17 protein-coding genes are annotated in these 22,194 nt (G+C 29.8%); 16 read left to right on the top strand and 1 reads right to left on the bottom strand.

The annotated features are described in order from the left end of the window. Nucleotides 1–63 precede the first annotated feature (63 nt). From IO99_RS05560 to IO99_RS05540, 5 genes are all read left to right on the top strand, one after another. Nucleotides 64–1,827: a PAS domain-containing protein gene (locus IO99_RS05560; protein ID WP_156964296.1), complete on the top strand. Its 1,764-nt coding sequence runs from the start codon at nt 64–66 to the stop codon at nt 1,825–1,827. A 45-nt stretch (nt 1,828–1,872) separates the two neighbouring features. Next, entirely contained in the window at nt 1,873–2,118 is a 246-nt protein-coding gene (locus tag IO99_RS05555) for a hypothetical protein (RefSeq protein ID WP_035131210.1), read from the top strand. Beyond that, a complete protein-coding gene (mscL, locus tag IO99_RS05550; RefSeq protein ID WP_035131208.1) occupies nt 2,102–2,530 on the top strand; it encodes a large conductance mechanosensitive channel protein MscL in 429 nt (142 codons plus the stop codon). The genes IO99_RS05555 and mscL overlap by 17 nt, the downstream gene beginning before the upstream one ends. 420 nt (nt 2,531–2,950) lie before the next feature. Continuing rightward, entirely contained in the window at nt 2,951–5,887 is a 2,937-nt protein-coding gene (locus IO99_RS05545) for an insulinase family protein (RefSeq protein WP_035131206.1), read from the top strand. Between the two features lie 180 nt (nt 5,888–6,067). Continuing rightward, nucleotides 6,068–6,265 (top strand): cold-shock protein, encoded by a 198-nt coding sequence (locus tag IO99_RS05540; RefSeq protein WP_035131204.1) that lies wholly within the window; start codon nt 6,068–6,070, stop codon nt 6,263–6,265. Nucleotides 6,266–6,417: 152 nt separating this feature from the next. Here IO99_RS05540 and IO99_RS05535 read toward each other — a convergent pair whose 3' ends face one another. Continuing rightward, complete coding sequence (locus IO99_RS05535) at nt 6,418–7,107, bottom strand: TetR/AcrR family transcriptional regulator (protein ID WP_035131202.1); 690 nt, start codon at nt 7,105–7,107, stop codon at nt 6,418–6,420. 221 nt (nt 7,108–7,328) lie between these two features. Between IO99_RS05535 and IO99_RS05530 the strand changes: the two genes are divergently transcribed. From IO99_RS05530 to IO99_RS05475, 11 genes are all read left to right on the top strand, one after another. Continuing rightward, the gene (locus IO99_RS05530) at nt 7,329–8,654 is read left to right on the top strand and encodes a glycine/sarcosine/betaine reductase component B subunit (RefSeq protein WP_035131200.1); all 1,326 of its coding nucleotides are present in this window, start codon (nt 7,329–7,331) and stop codon (nt 8,652–8,654) included. 18 nt (nt 8,655–8,672) lie between these two features. Beyond that, on the top strand, nt 8,673–9,983 hold the full coding sequence (grdH, locus tag IO99_RS05525; protein ID WP_084178085.1) for a betaine reductase selenoprotein B: 1,311 nt from the start codon (nt 8,673–8,675) through the stop codon (nt 9,981–9,983). Nucleotides 9,984–10,071: 88 nt separating this feature from the next. Continuing rightward, nucleotides 10,072–11,613 carry a glycine betaine uptake BCCT transporter gene (locus tag IO99_RS05515; protein ID WP_084178084.1) on the top strand — a complete coding sequence of 514 codons (1,542 nt, stop codon included), beginning with the start codon at nt 10,072–10,074 and terminating at the stop codon, nt 11,611–11,613. Nucleotides 11,614–11,753: 140 nt separating this feature from the next. Beyond that, nucleotides 11,754–12,917 carry a class I SAM-dependent methyltransferase gene (locus tag IO99_RS05510; protein WP_035131194.1) on the top strand — a complete coding sequence of 388 codons (1,164 nt, stop codon included), beginning with the start codon at nt 11,754–11,756 and terminating at the stop codon, nt 12,915–12,917. A 75-nt stretch (nt 12,918–12,992) separates the two neighbouring features. Further along, entirely contained in the window at nt 12,993–14,078 is a 1,086-nt protein-coding gene (locus IO99_RS05505; protein ID WP_035131192.1) for a CdaR family transcriptional regulator, read from the top strand. Between the two features lie 304 nt (nt 14,079–14,382). After that, nucleotides 14,383–15,525: a glycerate kinase gene (locus IO99_RS05500; RefSeq protein WP_035131190.1), complete on the top strand. Its 1,143-nt coding sequence runs from the start codon at nt 14,383–14,385 to the stop codon at nt 15,523–15,525. Between the two features lie 24 nt (nt 15,526–15,549). Further along, nucleotides 15,550–16,809: a GntP family permease gene (locus tag IO99_RS05495; protein WP_035131188.1), complete on the top strand. Its 1,260-nt coding sequence runs from the start codon at nt 15,550–15,552 to the stop codon at nt 16,807–16,809. Between the two features lie 337 nt (nt 16,810–17,146). After that, a complete protein-coding gene (locus IO99_RS05490) occupies nt 17,147–17,893 on the top strand; it encodes a transglycosylase domain-containing protein (protein WP_084178083.1) in 747 nt (248 codons plus the stop codon). Nucleotides 17,894–18,081: 188 nt separating this feature from the next. Then, entirely contained in the window at nt 18,082–19,488 is a 1,407-nt protein-coding gene (locus IO99_RS05485; protein ID WP_035131187.1) for a L,D-transpeptidase family protein, read from the top strand. 85 nt (nt 19,489–19,573) lie between these two features. Beyond that, a complete protein-coding gene (locus IO99_RS05480; protein WP_035131186.1) occupies nt 19,574–21,319 on the top strand; it encodes a flavin monoamine oxidase family protein in 1,746 nt (581 codons plus the stop codon). A 184-nt stretch (nt 21,320–21,503) separates the two neighbouring features. Further along, nucleotides 21,504–21,917 carry a hemerythrin domain-containing protein gene (locus tag IO99_RS05475; protein WP_035131184.1) on the top strand — a complete coding sequence of 138 codons (414 nt, stop codon included), beginning with the start codon at nt 21,504–21,506 and terminating at the stop codon, nt 21,915–21,917. The last annotated feature ends 277 nt before the right edge of the window (nt 21,918–22,194 follow it).

Genomic DNA, 22,194 nt, shown 5'->3' with positions numbered 1-22,194 from the left:
AGAAATTTTAAGTTTAAATAATAGATTTAAATTTTATATAAAATATGAGGAGGATGAAAATATATGAAAAAGCAAATTAACTACATTACCATTGATGGACGTGGAGCCCATGAGACTTTTAAAGATTGTATTACTAAAGCAATTAAGGAGTTAAAATCAAATGAAGGTATACATGTAATTAAAGATTTCGAACCTTTTCCTATGTATAAAATGATGGATGATAAAGGCTTTGATAAACATGTAGAGAAGTTAAGTGATGAAGAATTTCATGTTTACTTCACTCCTAAAGAGAAAATAGAAAAAATTCAAATGGAGGATAATTTAGAAATTGACCATGATAAAATTAAAAAGATCATGGAAATAAAACTTAAGTATTTAAGAGGAGAAATATCTCTAGAACTAGCAAAAGAAGAAATGATAACATCAGTTAAAAATGTAACAGCTCAAGAATTTGCTATATGTGAGCAATATCTTCAGCAATATGGTATAACTGATGATGAATTAGCAGAGAGAATGGATGAAATTCTGCAAATTTTTGATGGAATACTTACAAGTAATAAAATAGACGTTAAATTAGGTCATCCAATTATAACCTATTTAGAGGAAGTAAAGGCAATAAGAAATGTTTTAATTGAAGCTAAGAATATGTTAAATAAAAAGTTTATTAAAAATCAATGGGCTGAGGTATATGATAATTTAGAAGAAATTAATATACATTTTTCAAGAAAGCAAAATCAACTATATCCTGCTCTTGAGGGTAAGGGCTTCGATAAACCTTCTAAAGTAATGTGGACCTTAGAAAATAATATAAAAGATATTATTAAAAAAGCTAAAGAGTATTTAGATAGGGATGAAGATGAAAAGTTTTTAAATATTCAAAATGAAGTAATTGAAATGATTGAGGATATGATGATAAAAGAAGAAGAAATACTTTATCCAACTTCAATGGATCTTCTTGACCATGAAGATTTTATTAAAATGAGAAAAGGTGATGATGAAATTGGATATTGTCTAATTGAGAAACCACCTTATTACAAAGAAGATGAAGTTAAGAAAGACGAAAATGCATCTAATAATGAACTTTTGAAGGACTTGGCAAAGGTTTTACAAAAACATGGAATATTCAATAAAGAAGATAATGAAGTGTTAGATGTAAGCCAAGGAAAGTTAACACTTAAGCAGATAAATTTGATTTTTAAACATCTTCAAGTAGATTTATCCTATGTAGATGAAAATGAGATTGTAAAGTTTTATAGTGATACAAAACATCGAGTATTTCCAAGAAGTGCAGGAGTTATAGGAAGAAAGGTGCAAAATTGCCATCCAAGAGAAAGTGTTCATATGGTAGAAGAAATTATTAGAGCATTTAGAGCTGGTGAACAAGATCAGGCAGAATTTTGGTTAGAAATCGGTGGTAAGTTTATTTATATAATATATAATGCAGTAAGAGATGAAGAAGGAAATTTTAGAGGCGTACTTGAGATGATGCAGGATGTAACAAAGATTAGAGGATTACAGGGAAGTCAGAGATTATTATCTTGGACTAATAAAAAACAAGAAAGTAAAAAGGATGAGATAAGTGGTGAAGTTATAAAAAATCAATATGGATTAACAAAGGAAACTGTTATAGGTGACTTAGTAAAAAAATATCCATTTCTAAAAGAATTCTTATTAAACCTTTCCACTAAGTTTAGTAAACTAAAAAACCCAGTATTATTTAAAACTATGGCATCTATAGCTACATTAGATATGATTAGTGAAAGAGGCGGATTTGAAGTTGAAGAGCTTATAAGTAAAATCACAGAAGAAATTAATAGTAGAAATTAAAAAGTAAGAATATCAAAGAAGTTTCAGTATAATAGAATTTATATTATGCTGGAACTTCTTTTAAATGATGTTGTCATAGATGAAAAAAATAGTAGTAATAAAGATGTTGGCATGGAAGTATTTATACATGTAACATTAGATGGAATAGGGGCTGTTGGACGTGTTGATTTATGTTATAATGGACAAGTTATATCCTATGGTAATTATGATGATAGATCTTTTAGGCTATTAGGTATAGCAAGTAGAGTTTTTTATTATTTTAAGGAGGAAAAGTATGTTAAAGGAATTTAAAAAATTTGCGATTAAAGGTAATATGATTGACTTAGCAATTGGTATGATTATAGGTGCAGCTTTTACTAAGCTTGTAACATCTTTGGTTGAGACAGTAATAATGCCTATTATTAGTATTTTTGTAGGTAAAATTGATTTTTCAAATTTGTTTATTGCTTTAGATGGAAAAGAATATGTAACTCTAGCTGCTGCAAAGGAAGCTGGAGCCTCAGTAGTTGCTTATGGAACTTTTTTAACTGGACTTATAGACTTTTTAATTATGACATTTGTAGTATTTATTGTGGTAAAGCAACTTGATAGGTTTAAAGGCAAAGAAGAAGCAAAACCTGTAACAACTAAAAAATGTCCTTACTGTATTTCGGAAATCTCAATTGAAGCATCAAAATGTCCTCATTGTACTTCTGACTTATAAGATGTATAAGTTTTAATAAAGTTTTTGTAGTATATGAAATTGAAGAGCTTGTTTATGTATGTAGCATAACTTATATTAATTGTATTTACAAGTATGTTAAAAAATGTTATAATTGAATTGTTAAAATATTGAAAGGAGGTCGTTTTTAAGTGAAAAGTATAAAAAATTTTAATAAAAGTGAATTTTATAATACCTATAACGACCTTAAAAATAGATTTTAACATATTTATTTTGATATTTTAAGTCATGGGGTTGTTTGGACTCTATGACTTTTTATTTTTTTAGTAAAATGAGAAGTTGTAGATATCTTGGTTTAACTAAGGTATATCTATGACTTTTTTATTTAATATAAAGTTATGAATAGTAATGGTTTAAAATGATTATAAACCACTATTAGGAGTGATTATGGGGGGAATTTATATGCAATTTCAAATTAACGAAATCTACTATGGATTTAAATTATTAAAAGAGGAGAAGGTAGAAGAGGCACAATCCATGGCTAGAATATTTGAACATGTGAAAAGTGGAGCAAGACTTTTACATTTAGAAAATGAAGATGATAATAAGTTATTTTCTATAAGTTTTAGGACAACTCCTACAGATAGTACTGGAGTTGCTCATATATTAGAGCATTCTGTACTTTGTGGGTCAAGAAAATTTAAGGCTAAGGATCCTTTTGGGGATATGGCTAAGAGTTCATTACACACATTTTTAAATGCTATGACCTTTACGGATAAAACTATGTATCCTGTAGGTAGTAGAAATAATAAAGATTTTATGAACTTGATGGATGTATATTTAGATGCAGTTTTACATCCTAGAATATATGAAAATCATGAAATACTACGTCAAGAGGGTTGGAGATATGAATTAGATGAAAATACTAATAAACTAGCGTATAAGGGGGTAGTTTATAGTGAAATGCAAGGAGCAATGTCATCTCCAGAGGAAGTAATTTGTAGTGATATATATAGATCATTGTTCCCAAATACTACTTATGCTTTTGTTTCAGGGGGAGATCCTGAGGTTATACCTAACTTAACTCAAGAGGATTTTGAAAAGTTCCATAGTAAATTCTATCATCCATCTAATAGTTATATATACCTATATGGAAATCAGGATTTAGAAGCATGCCTTAAGTTTATAAATGATGAATATCTTTATGAATTTGACAGAATAGAGATACCTTCTCATATAGATGATGTGAAAAATTTTGAAGGTATGATAGAAAGAACTGCTAATTATTCTATTAGTGAGGATGAAGATGAAGAAAATAAGGCATTTTTAGCACTAAATTTTGCCTTTGAAGAAACACGTAATGGAGAGGCATATTTAGCTACAAAAATACTTTATAACATGTTAATTGAATCCTCAGCATCTCCAATAAAAGCTGCCTTACTTAAAGCTGGTATAGGTGAGTGTATTATAACAAGGGATGATATGAATATGGATCCAACTAAGGAAATATTATTCCCAATAGTAGCTAAGAATGCAGATGCTACAAAGAAAAGTGAATTTATAAATGTTATTATGAATACTCTTAAAGACCTTGTAGACAAGGGATTAGATAAGGATCAATTGAAGGCAGCTATAAACACCGTTGAATTTGATTTGCGTGAAGCTGATCCATGGAGAACTGCAAATAAGGGAATCGAATATAATGATTGGGTTTTAAATAGCTGGATATATGATGGAGATCCTCTTGTTCACTTGAAGTATGAAGATATCCTTAATAAGATAAAAACTGCTTTAGACAATGGATATTTTGAGAAGTTTATTGAAAAGAATATGGTTAAAAATTCCCATTGTTCCTTAGTAGTTTTGACACCTAAAAAGGGATTAGAAGATGCTAGAAATAAAGCATTAGAAAAAAAGCTAGAAAATTATAGAAGTTCTTTATCCGAAAAAGAAATAAAAGAGCTTATGGAGCGAAATAGGAAGTTAAAAGAGGCTCAAGTTAGGGTTGATACCCAAGAAGAAAAAGATACTCTTCCAAAGCTACCTATAGAAGAGGTAGATAAAAAAGTAGAAAAAATTCCTCAAGAGGTTGTAAAAGAACAAGGAATAACCATTTTAAAACATCATATTCCTACAAATAAAATAGTGTATATTAATCTGCTATTTGATGCAAAAGTAATTGAAGAAAAGTATATTCCTTATTTAGGACTTTTAAAGGATGTTTTAGGGGAGCTTGATACTGAGAAAAGAGGTTATTCTCAATTAATCACAGAAATCTATAAAACTACAGGTGGAATAACTTTTGAAAATCAAGTATACACTGAGAAAAATAATAGTCAGGCATATCATCCTAAATTTATAGTTAAATCAAAGGTAATTGCAGAAAACATTTCATCTCTACTAGAGTTAGTAAATGAAATAATTACTACTACTAAATTTGATGATTTAAGTAGGCTTAAACAAATTATTCAAGAAACAAAATCAAAGCTTCAAATGAAAATTATAAATTCAGGACATGAGGTTGCGATGAACAGAGTATTTGCACAGACTTCTTGTGGTAGAGGATACTGGGAAAAAATTAGTGGTGCAACTTATTATGAATTCATCTGTAATCTAGAAAAGAGCTTTGATAAATCTGGTAAGGAAGTTAGAAGCAATCTTATTAAGGTTTATGAAACAATATTTAATAAAAATAATTTAATTATCTCAGTGGTGGGAGAAGAAAAAGAAGTTGAAACAGTAGTAACTAATATTAATAAGGTTATTTGTAACATTAAAACTGAACCTACTAAATTATATAATCTTGAGCATAAGAGCAAAAAAAATATCGAAGCTATAATAACTGCTAGTAATGTGCAATATGTAGTTAAGGGATTTAATTTTGCAGATCTTGGTTATGAATATTCAGGGAAAATGAGAGTACTTTTAAATATATTAGATAATGAATATTTATATCCTAGAGTTCGTCTTCAAGGTGGTGCTTATGGATGTTATAGTGACATGAATAAGGATGGTAATTTAGCAATTTTCTCCTATCGTGATCCTAATCTTACAAGAACTATAGATGTATATAATCAAGCTTATAAATTCTTAGAAGAAGTAGATTTTACCAAGGAGGATATGGAAAAATTTATAATAGGATCTGTTGGACAGTTATATAAACCATTAACTCCTGATAGAAAAGGTGAAAAAGCAGTTGCAGACTATATTTGCAATGTAACTCAAGAAGACATTCAAAGATGGAGAGATGAACTTTTAAGTACTGCTAATGAAGATATAAGAAGTTATGCTTCAATGATTAAGATAGGAATGAATGAAAATTATTGTTGTATAGTAGGTAATGAAGGAAAAATTAAGGAAAATAAAACTATTTTTAATAAAACAAGTAAATTATTATAAAATAACTTGCTTTATATAATAAAGTGTAGTATGCTTAATAAGAACTTAAATTAATAGTAAATAATATAAACCAATATGTTTCAATTAGTACTTAATAAATAGAGTATGTTAATATCGAAATTTTGTTAGTGAATTATTACAATGAATTTAAGAAAAATAAAATTTCGGAGGTATACATTTATGAATGGTACAGTAAAATGGTTTAATGGAGAAAAAGGTTTTGGATTTATTACAGGAGAAGATGGAACAGATGTTTTCGCACATTTTTCTCAAATAAATTCTGATGGTTATAAATCACTTGAAGAAGGTCAAAAAGTTTCTTTTGATGTAGCTAAAGGACCAAAAGGACCACAAGCAGAAAATATTACTATTATCTAGTTTTTAATTAGTAAATATTTACCCCTTAAATAGTTATACTATTTAAGGGGTTTTTTAGGTTTAAAATTATAAATTATTTAGAAGTGTGATTACACAATAATATGTAAATATTAAATTAATATTCATTTAAATGCATCTACAGTAATGGCATTTTATAGAGTTAAAAAAGGTGATAAAACATTGGAAGACTTTAAGTTATAATAATGCAAGGTGTTATAAATGAATTTTAGAATAATTTCTAATGCCCTTTTTTTACTATAGCCATCAACATGGTTTGTAACTTTCATCAATAAACCCTCAAAAAATATAATAATATTTTCACTTAATTCTTTAACATCTTCTTGATTTATATACCCATCTTTAATACATACTTCAAGTAAAGCAAGATCACGTTCATTAATATAATCTTTATCTAGCATAGTAGATAAAGATGTTGGGAGGCTTTTTAATTCATTAGGAAAAATTTCATAATATTCCTTCATAGTATCTGTAACACTAAGATGACCTTGATCTAGAAATATTGATTTAAAGATTTTAGGATTGTTAAAAGCGTGTATAGAGAAACACTTCCAAATACCTAAATAATTCTCTAAAGATGAATTATCTTCACTAATATAATTAGGAAGATCTTGAATATATAAATTATAATATTTCATACAAGCAAAAAACAAAATATGATTTAAATTTTTAAAGTACTTATATGCAGTAGCAACGTTATATCCTGTAGCATGAGCAATTTTTCTTGCTGTAACATTTTCTATACCTTCTTCATCTATAAGTTTATTAGCTGAACTTATGAAAGAAACTATCATTTCTTTTCTTTCTATGGCTGACTTAGTCATAAGATTACCCCTTTAATTTACTCATTATTAATATGTATCTTTATTATAACATTAAAATTTAAATTTATAATGATATAAGATTAACTATTTGATTTTTAAATACATAGAATTTGTTAATTAAATAACGAAAAAACGTAAACACGTTTACAAAATATAATTAGAGGGATAAAATAATATTATAAATATTAAGAAAATTTAAAAAATAATAAGGGAGTGGGAGTATGAAACTAGAAATTGGAAATTTTCATGTGGAAGACATAGTTTTTGGTGAAAAAACAGAATTTGCTCAAGGAATACTAACTATTAATAAAAAGGAAGCATTAGATTTTGTTTTAGAGGACAAGCACATAATTGAAGCAGATTTATTTATTGTTAAACCAGGTGACAATGTGCGACTTATGCCAGTAAAAGAAGCTATAGAGCCAAGAGTAAAATTGAATGGAGATTCATTATTTCCAGGGTATACAGGAGATTTAGTTAAAGCAGGTAATGGTAGAACTCATGCACTGAAGGATTGTAGTCTGCTGGTAGTGGGAAAACATTGGGGTGGTTTTCAAGATGGACTTATTGATATGAGTGGAGAAGGTGCAAAATATACCTACTATTCTCAACTTAAAAATATAGTACTAGTTGCTGATACAGATGAAGAATTTGAAAAAAGAGAACAACAGAAAAAAAATAAAGCTTTAAGAGAAGCAGGACATAAACTTGCAGAATTTATAGGCAGTGTTGTTAAAGATTTAGAACCAGAAGAAATTGAAGAATATGAACTAAAGCCAGTAATAAAACGTGAAAAAAGGGTAAATGAACTTCCAAGTATGGTATTTGTTATGCAACCTCAATCTCAAATGGAAGAGTTAGGGTATAACACATTTTTGTATGGATGGGACATGAATCGTATGCTACCAACCTTTATGCATCCCAATGAAGTTTTAGATGGAGCGTTGGTATCAGGTAGTTTCATGCCTTGCTCTTCTAAATGGTCAACTTATGAATTTCAAAATAATCCTACAATAAAAAGACTTTATAAAGAACATGGAAAGACAATAAATTTCTTAGGAATAATAATGTCAAATCTGAATGTAGCTTTAGAACAAAAAAACCGTGCCGCACTATTTGTAGCACAGATTGCAAAGTCTATTGGAGCTGATGGTGCAATAGTTGCAGAGGAAGGGTATGGTAACCCTGATGCAGATTTTACAGCTTGTATAGTTGCTCTTGAAGATGCGGGAGTAAAAGTTGTAGGACTTACTAATGAGTGTACTGGAAGAGATGGACAATCACAGCCACTAGTTTCTATGGACGAAAAGGCTGATGCTATAGTGTCTTGTGGTAATGTGTCAGAATTAATAACTCTTCCACCAATGGAAACTGTTATAGGAGAATTAGAATCTCTAGGTAGAGACGGTGTATCTGGTGGTTGGGAAAATGATGAGATACTTGGACCTTCTGTAAGATCAGATGGATCAATAATAATGGAGAATAATGCTATGTTCTGTGGAGATCAGGTTTGTGGTTGGTCGCCAAAAACAATGATAGAGTTTTAGTAACTAGGAGGGGATAAAATGAAAAAGGCAGTAATATATATAAACCAATTCTTTGGTCAAATAGGTGGAGAAGATAAGGCGGATTTTGAGCCTATAATTAAAGAAGGCACAATAGGACCGGCTATAGAGCTAAATAAAAACTTAGATGCAGAAGTTACTCATACAATAATTTGTGGAGATAACTTTATGGGATCTAATACAGAAGAAGCTATAAAAAGAATTATATCTGAACTTAAAAATATAGAATTTGATATTTTCTTTGCAGGCCCAGCTTTTCAAGCAGGAAGATATGGTGTTGCGTGTGGTGAAATCTGTAATGCTGTTAAAGAAGAATTTAATGTTCCAGTAATTACTTCTATGCACATAGAAAATCCTGGGGTAGAAATGTTTAAAAGAGATATGTATGTTTTTGTAGGAGGACATAGTGCAGCTAAAATGAGAAGTGATATAAAAGCTATGGCAACCTTTGGAAATAAACTTTTAAAAGGTGAAGAAACCCTTGGTGCTGAAGTAGAAGGATATTATCCTAGAGGGATAAGACATCAAATTTGGAGAAAAGATGGTAAGTTGGGTGCTGATAGAGCAGTAGAAATGCTTATAGATAAATTATATGGAAGACCGTTTACCACTGAACTTCCAATTCCTAAAACAGATATAGTACCTATAGCAGAGTCAATTAAAGATCTTAAAAATGCAACTATAGCACTTTTAAATACAGGAGGCATCGTACCTGTAGATAATCCAGATAGAATTCAATCAGCGTCTGCAACAAGATGGGGAAGATACAATATTGATGGCGTAGATGCTCTAAAAGGTGGAGTTTATAAAACAATCCATGCTGGCTTTGATCCTGCAGCAGCAGATGCAGACCCAAATGTAATAGCTCCAATAGATGCATTAAGAGTATATGAAAAAGAAGGAAAATTCAAAAAATTGCATGAGTATTTCTATTCAACAGTTGGTACTGGAACTACTCAAGCTGAGGCAAAGAGAATGGCACAGGAGATTTTAGTTCATCTTAAAAATGAAGGCATAGATGGAGTTATAATGGTTTCTACGTGAGGAACTTGTACGCGTTGCGGTGCAACCATGGTTAAGGAAATTGAAAAATCAGGTATGCCAATTGTACAAATGGCAAACTTAATTCCAGTTTCAAAAACAGCAGGAGCAAACAAGATTATTCCTACTATATCTATTCCATATCCGCTAGGAGATCCAGGAACTTCAAAAGAAGAACAATGGAAACTTCGTTACCACAGAGTTGGAGTTGCATTAGATGCCTTAGCTACAGATGTAAAAGAACAAACTGTTTTTAAAGTTAAGTTTTAATATTTAAGGGGCTGTGAAAGTAAATTTACAGCCCCTAAAGAAAACCTACGGCATAATTATCTACTCTAATTTTAAGGAGGATATTGTTATGGGGAATAATAACACTAATATAAATACAACACTAAATGTAAAGACTAAAAGAAAGCAAGGGACAAATTCAGTTTTTATTATTTCATTGATTATAACTTTTGCTATTGTATTTTGGGGAATTTTAGATAAAAGTGGTTTTGAAAAAATATCCAATAGTGCTCTTAATTTTTTAACTGAAAAATTTGGCTGGGCATACCTGCTTTCTATGATGATATTTGTAGTATTCGCAGTAGTATTAGCATTTAGTAAATTTGGGAAAATAAAACTTGGCCCGGATGACTCAAAACCAGAATATAGCACCGTTGCTTGGTTTGCAATGCTATTTGGAGCAGGTATGGGAATAGGACTAGTATTTTGGGGAATTGCAGAGCCTATATCTCACTTTGTAGCACCAATAGAAGGTATGGATCCAGGTTCCGTTGAAGCTGCAAATTTTGCTTTTAAATCTTCTTTTATGCATTGGGGATTCCACCCTTGGGCAAATTATAGCATTATAGGTCTTGCTCTAGCATATTTTCAATTTAGAAAAAATAAACCTGGACTAATTAGCAGCATATTTATTCCATTATTAGGAGAAGAAAGAGTAAATGGACCAATTGGTAAAACTATTGATATACTTGCAGTATTTGCCACAGTAGCTGGAGTTGCAACTTCTTTAGGACTTGGAACACTACAAATTAATAGTGGATTAAGTTATATGTTTGGAGTTCCAGAAACGCCTATAGTTCAGTTAATTATAATATTTGTCATAACAGTAATAGTTATTTGGACTGCAGTTAGTGGGATTGAAAAAGGAATTAGTGCAATATCAAATATAAACTTGGTAATTGCTTTTGGGATTTTAATTTTATCTCTATTTATAGGACCAACCATAAAGATAATAAATACTTTTTTAAATGGTACAGGTGGTTATCTAGCAGAGTTTATAGAGAGTAGCCTGCATATTGAACCTTTTGCAAGTAATAAATGGGTAAATAGTTGGAGAATATTTTACTGGGCGTGGTGGATTGCTTGGGCACCTTTTGTAGGAGTATTTATTGCTAGAATATCCAAAGGAAGAACTATTAGAGAGTTTATAATTGGAGTTATTGTAGCACCAAGTATTGTATCTATAATTTGGTTCTCAGTTTTTGGAACTCTTGGAGTAAATCTTGGTATTACTGGCGAGCTCACAATGGATGTATTAAAGAACTTAGCAGCATCACCAGAAACTGCATTCTTCCAAGTTATAACTAAATATCCACTAGGAAGTATAATTTCAGTATTTACTATAATATTATTAGGTACTTTCTTCATTACTTCAGCTAACTCAGCAACTTTTGTGTTAGGTATGTTATCCTCAAATGGAGATTTAAATCCATCTAATAAAAAGAAAATAATATGGGGCATACTTCAGGCACTGCTAGCTACAGCTTTATTGTTATCAGGTGGATTAGCATCATTACAAACAGCATCCGTAGTTGCTGCATTTCCGTTTATTATAGTAATGCTTTTATGTTGCGTTTCACTGTGGAAGGCACTGAAAACTGAAAAGATATAATTAGCGATTTAGATAGATTGTAAGGTATATATTAAGTTAATTTATAAAGTTTAAGGGAGTCATAGACTCCCTTTTTTTAGAACACAATAATTTAATATATGATACAATAGATACAAATATAAATAGTAAGGTGTGTAAAGATGGAAGAATTAAGAAAAGCAATTGATGAAATTACAAAAGAACATATTATAAAATTAGTTATTAGTAATAAGATGAATAAAGATATAGAATATAACAAAATAATATTTATATTAAAGGAAAACAACTCGAAGGAGTATTATCAAATAGAAAAGTATACTGATAAGCAGGTATTTCATGAAAATATTCATTTAGATTTATTAAAGGAAAAAGTCTTAGAGTATACAATGGATAATTATAAACAAGTTTCTGCTTGGGCAAGTAATATTACCTTTGATTTAAGAATATCTAAAAAGGGTAAAGTTCATTTAGGAAAGAAAACAAGCAATAATGAAAGTCTTATTAATAAAGAACATAATAAAGAAAAGAATTATATCCTTAAAGAAGGAATGATAATTGAGCCCCTTATAGATTTAGGAATCTTCACTAAAGAAGGCAAAGTGGTAAATTCTAAGTATGATAAGTATAAACAAATAAATAGATTTGTTGAAATCATTGATGATGAAATTAAAAAGAATGATTATAAAGAGCTTACAATTTTAGATTTTGGATGTGGGAAATCTTATTTAACCTTTGTACTATATTACTACTTTGTAGAGATTAAGAAAATTAATGTTAAGATGATAGGTCTAGATCTTAAGAAGGATGTAATCGAAAAGTGTAATGATATAGCTAAAAGATATAATTATGAAAACTTACACTTCGAACTGGGAGATATAAATGGATTTAAATATAATGATAAGGTTGATATGGTAATTACCTTACATGCTTGTGATACTGCTACAGATTATGCATTATATAATGCTATTAAATGGAATAGCAAAATGATTTTTTCTGTACCTTGTTGTCAGCATGAGTTTAATAAGCAAATGAACACAGAATCCTTATCTATACTTACTAGATACGGCATAGTTCAAGAAAGAGTAGCAGCTCTCATGACTGATGCAGTAAGAGGAAATCGTTTAGAATCTGTAGGATATAAAACTCAGCTTTTAGAATTTATAGATATAGCTCATTCTCCTAAAAACATATTAATTAGGGCATCAAAGGCTAGTATAGCTAAGGAAAAAAAGGAAAAGGCACTTTCAGAGGTTAATGCTTTAATGAATGAATTTAATTTGAATCCTACATTGTTTAATTTATTAAAGCAGGATGAATTAATTTAGTGGTATATAATATTTGTTACAAGGTAACCTCCTTTAAGTTTGTATATAGTGCTTCACAAGGAGATGATTTAAATTATGATAATTAATAAAATCAATTTTAACTTAGCTCAAGAAATAGTAAATGCAGTTAAAGAGGTTGTAGATAAAGATATAAATTTTATAGATATTAATGGGATAATTATAGGTAGTACAGATAAATCTAGACTTAACACCTTTCATCAAGCAGGATATAATGCTATAAAAACTTTGAGTAATGTAACTGTTGAAGATAATGAGGAATATAAAGGAAGTAGAAAAGGTATAAACTATCCCATAAAAATAAACAATATTGCAGTAGGTGCTATCGGTATAACTGGAGAGCCTAGTGAAGTTAGTAAATTTGGATTTTTAGTCACTAAAATCACAGAAATATTTATAAAAGAACAGCAGCTAAATTATAAGTATGAAGCAGATAAACAGAGAATAAATTATGTTGTAAAGTCGTTGATATATAATAATGTCGAAGATAAAAATGAAATTGAAAATATTCTTCAGGAATTTGGAATAGAGTTAGATCAGCAGTTTGCAATAGTTATTTTAAAGATAAATAAGTATCATAATCTTAGAGAACTAGAGACTATAGAGAACCATATAAAAGGTGTATTGGATGATATTGGTAATATATTCAAGCTATATATTTATCCTAATGAATTCATAGCGTTAGTAAACCAGGAAAGATATAATAAATTAAGAAACACTCATTTGGAAACATTAAGTAAGTATCATGGAATTTTAACTGGGGGAGTAGGGAGGTTAAAGGGTTTATATGAAGCGTATAAATCCTATGAAGAAGCTAGAATTGCCCTTAAGTACTCCGCTGAAAACCATGATATTTTAACTTATCTTGATAGCTTGAATTTAGAGCTTATTTTAGAGAGTGTAGATACTGAAACAAAAAATCAGTATAAGGATAAGGTATTAAAATCTCTTGATGAAGAGGATATAAATCTATTGGAGGTTTATTATAAAAATGATATGTCTCTAAAACAAACTGCAGAAGAGCTATATGTACATAAAAATACCCTTCAGTACAGATTAGAAAGAATATATGATAAATCAGGGTTTAATCCAAGAAAATTTAATGAATCCGTAATACTTTATTTAGCTATAAAATTATCATAAAAGGTAAATTGCAAAGAAATTTTTAATAATGAATTATCTCAAAATTGATTAAATCTGAAGTTTTTATTGAGATTATATCTACAAGGAATAGTAGATATAAATCAAATAAAAATAAGGATTAATTATAACCAATTTTGAGATATTTTTATTTATAAGTAAAATTATTTTTATGAAGGATTTTAAAATTAAAAATTCAATATTAGATATAACAAAAATAAAGAGGTGAAAACGTATTATTTTGTTGTATGTAACATAGAAGTGACAAAAATCCTTTGATATAATTTGATAAAAGGAGGAGGTAGCAATGAAAATTGTAATTTCTATAGATTCTTTAAAGGGAAGTTTGACTTCAATTGAAGCAGCTAATGCAATAAAAACAGGAATATTGAATGTAGATAATAATTCAGATATAAAAATAATGCCCTTAGCAGATGGGGGAGAGGGAACTGTAGATGCCTTAGTAGAAGGCATGAATGGTGAAGGAGAAATTGTATCTGTTACAGGCCCAGTAGAAGAAAAAGTAGACGCTAAGTATGGGATATTAAAGGATACCAATACAGCGATAATAGAAATGGCTCAAGCATCAGGTTTTGCACTAGTTCCACCAGAACTAAGGAATCCTTTGAAAACTACTACCTATGGAGTGGGAGAAATAATAAAAGCTGCCATAGAAAAGGGCTGTAGGAATTTTATAGTTGGAATAGGTGGAAGTGCTACTAATGATGCAGGAGTAGGAATGCTACAGGCCTTAGGATATGAGTTTTATGATGAAAATAATGAACCTGTTGGTTTTGGTGGCCAGGTATTAAATAAGATAAAAACTATAAAAACACATAATAAATTGAAGGAGCTAGATGAGTGTACCTTCAAAATAGCTTGTGATGTGACCAATCCTTTGTATGGAGAAAATGGAGCAGCCTATGTTTATGGACCACAAAAAGGTGCAACTCTTGATATGGTGAAAGAATTAGATAGAGGACTTAGAAATTTTGCACAGGTGGTTAAAAAAGACTTAGGAAAAGATATAGCTGAGACAGAAGGTGTGGGAGCAGCAGGTGGACTTGGATTTGCATTTTTAGGATTCTTAAATTCAAAACTAGAATCTGGAATTAAGATAATATTAGAAGAAATTAAGTTAGAAGAAGCTATAAAGGATGCAGATTTAGTTATTACTGGCGAGGGTAGACTAGATAATCAAACTGCCATGGGAAAAGCGCCTATAGGAGTTGCTAAGCTTGCTAAAAAACATAAGGTTAAGGTAATAGCAGTGGCAGGATGCACTACAGAAGATGCTGTTAAGTGTAATGAAGAAGGAATAGATGCCTATTTTTCTATAATAAATTCGGCTATGACTATAGAAGAAGCAGTTAATAAAGAAACAGCTATAAAGAATATGACATCAACAATGACACAAATTTTTAGACTTATAAAGACAATGAAAGAATAAAAATCTTAAATAGGGGTGACGATAATGGAAGTACAGATTACAACATTAGGAGCTTTACTTGGACTTGTAGTAGCCATAGTATTAATCATTAAAAAAGTACAACCTGTATATAGTTTAATATTAGGTGCAGTAGTTGGAGGGTTAGTAGGTGGAGCTGGAATTGAAGGAACTGTAAGTGTAATGATAAGCGGAGCAAAAGATATTATGCCAGCAATTCTTCGTATAGTGACCTCTGGAGTTTTAGCAGGAGTACTTATTAAGACAGGAGCAGCAGCAAAAATTGCAGATCAAATTGTAAAAAGCTTAGGTGAGAAAAGAGCGCTATTTGCCATAGCGTTATCAACCATGATACTAACAGCTGTTGGAGTATTTATAGATGTAGCAGTAATAACAGTAGCACCTATAGCCCTTGCAATAGCGAAGAAATTAGGATATTCACCTATGGTTATACTTTTAGCTATGATTGGTGGAGGTAAGGCAGGAAATATAGTATCGCCAAACCCTAATACCATAGCAGCAGCAGAAAATTTTGGAGTAGAATTGTCATCTTTAATGGTAGCTAATATAATTCCTGCCATAGTTGGACTTGTAGTTACAGTAATATTGACTTCTTTACTTAATAAAAAGTATAAAGGTGCAAAAGAAACAAAAATAGAAGAAGTTGAAGAGGTGGAACTACCATCTTTCTTTGCAGCAATAATTGGTCCAGTTGTAACTATAATTTTACTATCACTTAGACCATTAGTAGGAATATCAATAGATCCACTTATAGCATTGCCAGTTGGAGGTATTATAGGAGTTTTAGTTATGGGTAAAGGTAAAAATATTAACGAATATCTAACCTTTGGATTATCTAAAATGATGCCTGTAGCAATACTTTTAATAGGAACAGGTACTGTAGCAGGAATAATAAAGGCATCAGGATTACAGGCTACAACTATAGGAGTGCTTAATGCTCTAAATATGCCAGCCTTTGTATTGGCACCTATTTCTGGAATATTAATGTGTGCTGCTACAGCTTCAACAACCTCAGGGTCAACTATAGCATCAGCTACATTCTCACAAGCCATAGTGGGAGTAGGTATATCACCTATAGGAGGAGCGGCGATGGTCCATGCTGGAGCTACAGTTCTTGATCATCTACCACATGGTTCTTTCTTCCATGCAACAGCAGGAGCAACAGGGATGAGCATAGGACAGCGTTTAAAATTAATACCATATGAATCTTTAGTAGGATTATCAATGACTTTAGTTTCTACAATAATGTGGGGAATTATATTCTAGTTTAGTAAGTATAGATATAATAGTTAAAAAGAAATACAATATTTAAATTTTAAAAGTAATAGAGCAATATCAAGTTTTAAAATCCATAGACTCTTCATTAAATAGGAAAATACTATCATTAAGGAATACTTATGAATTCTTTGATGATAGTATTTTTATTTTAAAGCCTTCTTTAAATCACTAGTCATTGACTATAATATTAATTAATTTTAGCAATTAATAATTAATATGTTAACCTATAAAATTGTAAATTACAAAAATGTAAGATAAGTGTAAGTTACTTCGATAACATATGTGAACTAAGAGATGTATAATAAACTTATAAGGAGGAGTTGCAATGAAGAAGTTATTAGTTAAACTTACTTTAGGGATTATTGTTTTCATGACAGCACTTGGAGTTTTTGTTTTGCAAGATGGATATTCTTTATATAGAGCTGCTACCTCTGATATAGGGGTACAAGAAAAAATTAATGATATAAGAAATGGTAAGGATTATGTAACTATAGATGGAATCTCTAAAGACTTCCTAGATGCTATTGTATCCGTAGAAGATCATAGATTTTATAATCATAATGGAATAGATTTAATAGCCATAGGAAGGTCAGCTATTAGTAATATTGATGCTGGAAAAATAATTATGGGGGGAAGTACAATAACGCAGCAATTAGCAAAAAACTTATTTTTTACCCATGAGCAAAGATTGGAAAGAAAAATTGCGGAAATTTTTGTGGTTAGAGAACTAGAAAATAATTACTCAAAGGAAGAAATATTAGAGCTATATGTAAATGTAATATATTATGGTGATGGTTATTCTGGAATTAAACAAGCCTCTAAAGGATATTTTAATACATCACCCAATAAAATAACTTTATCTCAATCATTATTGTTAGCTGGATTACCACAATCACCAGAGAACTATGCATTATCTAAAAATTATGAAAGAGCAAAGGAAAGAAGTGAAGTTGTATTAATGTCTATGATAAGAAATAATGTTATTTCAAGAGAGGAAGTAGAGTTACTATGTAACGATAAAATGGATAAAACTTTCAATAAAGCTACTCTTGCTTCAGAAACTATAAATTAATGATTGAAAAAGCTATAAATTAGAACTTATAGGTTGTACTTTAATAATAATAGGTACAACCTATATTTTTGTACTTTTAAAGTGGTATGATTAGTATATATAGTATGAGAATATATTTATTAATATTATTTAATTGTAAATAATCGGGGTAAATTTATTTATAATTGCTAGTTATATAGGGGGTTATTATGGAAATTAAAGATCAACAAGTAGAAAAAAGTGTGAATATAAAGAAGAGGATAATTATAGGTATTATAATTTCCATTAGTATTTTGCTAATTATATATTTAAGTACATCTTTATATTTTATGAAGAGATTCTACTTTGGAACTAAGATTAATGGAGTTAGTGTTACTGGAAAAACCACGGAAGATATACAAGCTGATATATTAGCAGAAAGTGAAGCTTATATATTAAAGTTAAAGCAAAGAGGCAATATCGAAGAAAATATAAATGGAAGGGATATTGAGTATAAGTATAATTTAGAAAACAAAATTGAAGACTTGAAGGATAATCAAAGTGCTTTTGGATGGATTTATGGGGTTTTTAATACTAGTGATTATAAGCTAGAAAAAAAAGTATCTTATAATGATGAATTGTTAAAAAAGAAGTTTCGTAGTTTAAATTGTTTTAAGAATGATAATATAATTAAACCTGAGAGTGCTAAAATTGAATATGAAAATAAGGAATACGTAATTAAAGAGGAAATACAAGGAAATAAGGTAAATAAAGATATACTATACAAAAAAGTTAAGGAAGCACTTAATAATAAAGTAGATGAAATAAATTTAGAAGAAATTGAATGCTATGAAAAACCAAAGTATACTGTTGCTTCAAAGGAAGTGGTAAATGCTAAAAATACTCTTGATAAGTATATAGGCTCAGTAATTACTCATAAATTTGGAGATAATAAAGAAGTATTAAATGGAGATTCTATTCATAATTGGCTTCATATTGATAACAATTTTAAGGTATCTATTGATGAAGAAAAGGCAAGAGAATATGTAAATTCACTGTCTATTAAGTACGATACTTATGGGGCTACAAGAAATTTTAAAACCTCCATTGGAACTACCGTAAATGTAAGCGGAGGTGACTATGGATGGTTAATTAATTATAGTGAAGAAACTGAAGCTTTAATTAATGCTATTAAAGATGGAAAAAAGGAAGAAAGACAACCTATATATGCTCAAACAGCTGTAGCTTATGGTGCAAATGATTTCGGAAATACCTATGTAGAAATTAATTTAACAACCCAGCATATATGGTTTTACAATGATGGAGTTTTAATTACGGAAGGGCCTATGGTTAGTGGTAATGCTGATAGTAAGCATGCTACTCCACCAGGTATTTACAGTTTAACTTACAAAGAAAAAAATGCAACTTTAAGAGGAGAAAATTATGCGGCACCCGTTAGTTATTGGATGCCTTTCAATGGGGATATTGGTATCCATGATGCTACTTGGCGCTCAAAATTTGGAGGGCAAATTTATATAACAGATGGTTCTCATGGATGTATAAATACTCCATATGATGTTGCTAGTAAGATATTTGAATATATAACTCAGGGTACACCAGTAATATGTTATTTTTAGGTTGATTATATAATTAAACCATAGAACTCTTTTTAGTGAAGTAGAATATTATAATTACTATAGAACTAAAAGGAGTTGAAACTATTTGGCTAGGGAAGTTAAAGTTGTGCAGCCAAGTAATCCTACAGATGAAGAAAGACATATGATGCTGAGACTTGCTTTAGAAGAAGTAGGTCGAATAGAAGACTATGATAATTTAATTGAACTACTTAGCCCTCCAAAGGAAATTACAACCATATTACCACCAGGTGGATGCAAGGGGATTAATGTAGGTATAATAGGTGGAGGAATCGCAGGTTTATCTGCTGCTTTTGAGCTTAGGAAATTGGGTTTTGACATAACTATATTCGAACAGCAAAAGGAACGTATAGGAGGAAGAATTTATACTTACTATTTTGATGATAATAAAAGATTTTATGGTGAGCTTGGGGCTATGAGAATACCTATAAGTCATGAAGCTACATGGAAGTATATAAATCTATTTAAATTAAAAACAACACCTTTTATTCAAAATAATGATAATGCCTTTATTTATGTGAGAAATAAAAGAGCTATCAATGATCCATATGGGATAAGTGTAATGGAGAAAATATATCCTGAATTTAATTTAGCACCATGGGAAAGAAAAGAACCTTGGCAAAAACTTGTAAGTTATGGATTAGGAGCTAGCTTACTTCAAATTAGTCCAGATATAAGAAGAGAGATATTACAAAATAAAAAAAGGTACTCTCCAGAAATTGAATACTTTGACAGCTTAAGCATAAGAAGAGAACTTGAAGAACGGGGATTAAGTGAAGGTGCTATAGAAATGTTATCATCTATTGTTACATTTTCTGGATGGCTCTATGATAATAGTTATATAGAAAGTCTCCAAGAACAGTATGCTGTAGATGATGCTTTTAGGTACCAAATTGATGGAGGAATGGTTAATTTACCCCTTGGTATATATCGTTCGTTGAAGTCGCTAAATCCAAAGGAATACAAAAATATTTCAGAGAATCAGTTAGGTAAGATAACTTGGAATAATGGAACTAGAGTAAAAGGGATATATAGAAATAATGAAGACAATAATGTTATTTTGGAATATAGTAGTGAAGGTGAAATCACTACTAGTCGTCAAAGTTTTGATTTTGTAGTATGTACTATTCCTTTTTCTAGTCTTCGAAATGTAACTGTGTATCCTATGTTTAGTACAGAAAAAATGCAGGCAATCAAAGAAGTTAATTATATAGCAGGACAAAAAACTCTCTTTATGTGTAAGGAGAAATTTTGGGAAGAAGGGGGACCTAGTAAAGAAATAATAGGTGGCGCCTCTTATACAGACTTACCAATAGGAAGTATATGGTACCCGTCTTATAATATTGAGTACAATATTGCCGATTTGGAAAGCCAGGTAATACCTTCTGTGAGAAGAGAGTATAAAAGTTATGGAGGTGCTGGGGTTCTTTTAGCATCCTACAATCTATCTAGAGATGCAATGCGTCTTGGTAATTTAGAACCTATAACTAGGTTAGAATGGATAAAAACACAAGTAGAGCATGTCCAAGGACTTAAAGAAGGATATCTTGATGATATAGTATTAGATAGTAAAACCATACAATGGGATAATGAACAAGGATTTTTTGGAGCTGTTTGCTATTATATGCCTGGCCAAAAAAGGCTATTTGCCTATGCTTCTAGCCAGCCTGAATATGATAATAGAGTATATTTTGCAGGTGAACATATTTCACAGGAACATGGATGGATACAAGGAGCAATAAAAAGTGCAATGATTGCTGCAAATGAAGTAGCAGAACATTGTAAAAATTATATGAAAACAGGTATAAATTAAAAATGAGGTTATATCAAAATATATTAAATCTTATATTAATTTAAGATTAATAGATTATTTTGATATGACCTTTTCTAATATTAATTAAAATAGAGGATATATGATAAAGGTTGTAACAAATGGTACATAACTTCTGCTACATTTTGTTTATAATAAAGGTAGTAAATCAGTAGGGGGTATTACCATGAATTTAAATAATTTAATGAGACAACACGGAGACATATCAGATGAAATAAGGCTAATAAAAGAAATGATAAATAAAAATGTTATGGCATTAAATGCAATGGAAGCAGCAAGCCATATAAATAAACTCGCAGGGAAATTACAAATTCACTTAACATCAGAGGATAAATTTTTATATCCAACCTTGATTAATGGTAAAGATTTATCACTTAAGAAAATGGCTAATTTATATATGAATGAAATGGGTGAAATTTCACAAGTATTCACTAGTTATAAAAATAAATTTAATACTAAGAATAAAATTGAAGCTAATTTAATGGGATTTGTTGAAGAAACTAAGTGTATATTAAAAGCTATAGAGACAAGGATTACCAAGGAAGAAAATGAATTATATAAAATGATAAATGTTAATTAGCATCATAAATTTTTATATATTTTATTACTAAAAATGGAATTAATTAATATATTATAGGTGGTTTATACAATAAATTAGTTAATATTAAATAAAAATACAATAAATTAATTTAACACAAATAAAATATTTAAAGAATATAAATTCATAAAATATTATCTTGTAAAATTAAAAATGTATGATAATATATAATGAATTTCAAGAAAAATAGCTAAACACAAGGGTTTTAAGATGATTTAAAATGGTTCGAATAGAATTATTTTAAATCGTTTTTTTATTC

It is taken from the genome of Clostridium sulfidigenes (genome assembly GCF_000732635.1).
GTDB classification, from domain to species: domain Bacteria; phylum Bacillota; class Clostridia; order Clostridiales; family Clostridiaceae; genus Clostridium_J; species Clostridium_J sulfidigenes.
This window is presented reverse-complemented; position numbering and strand designations above follow the sequence as displayed.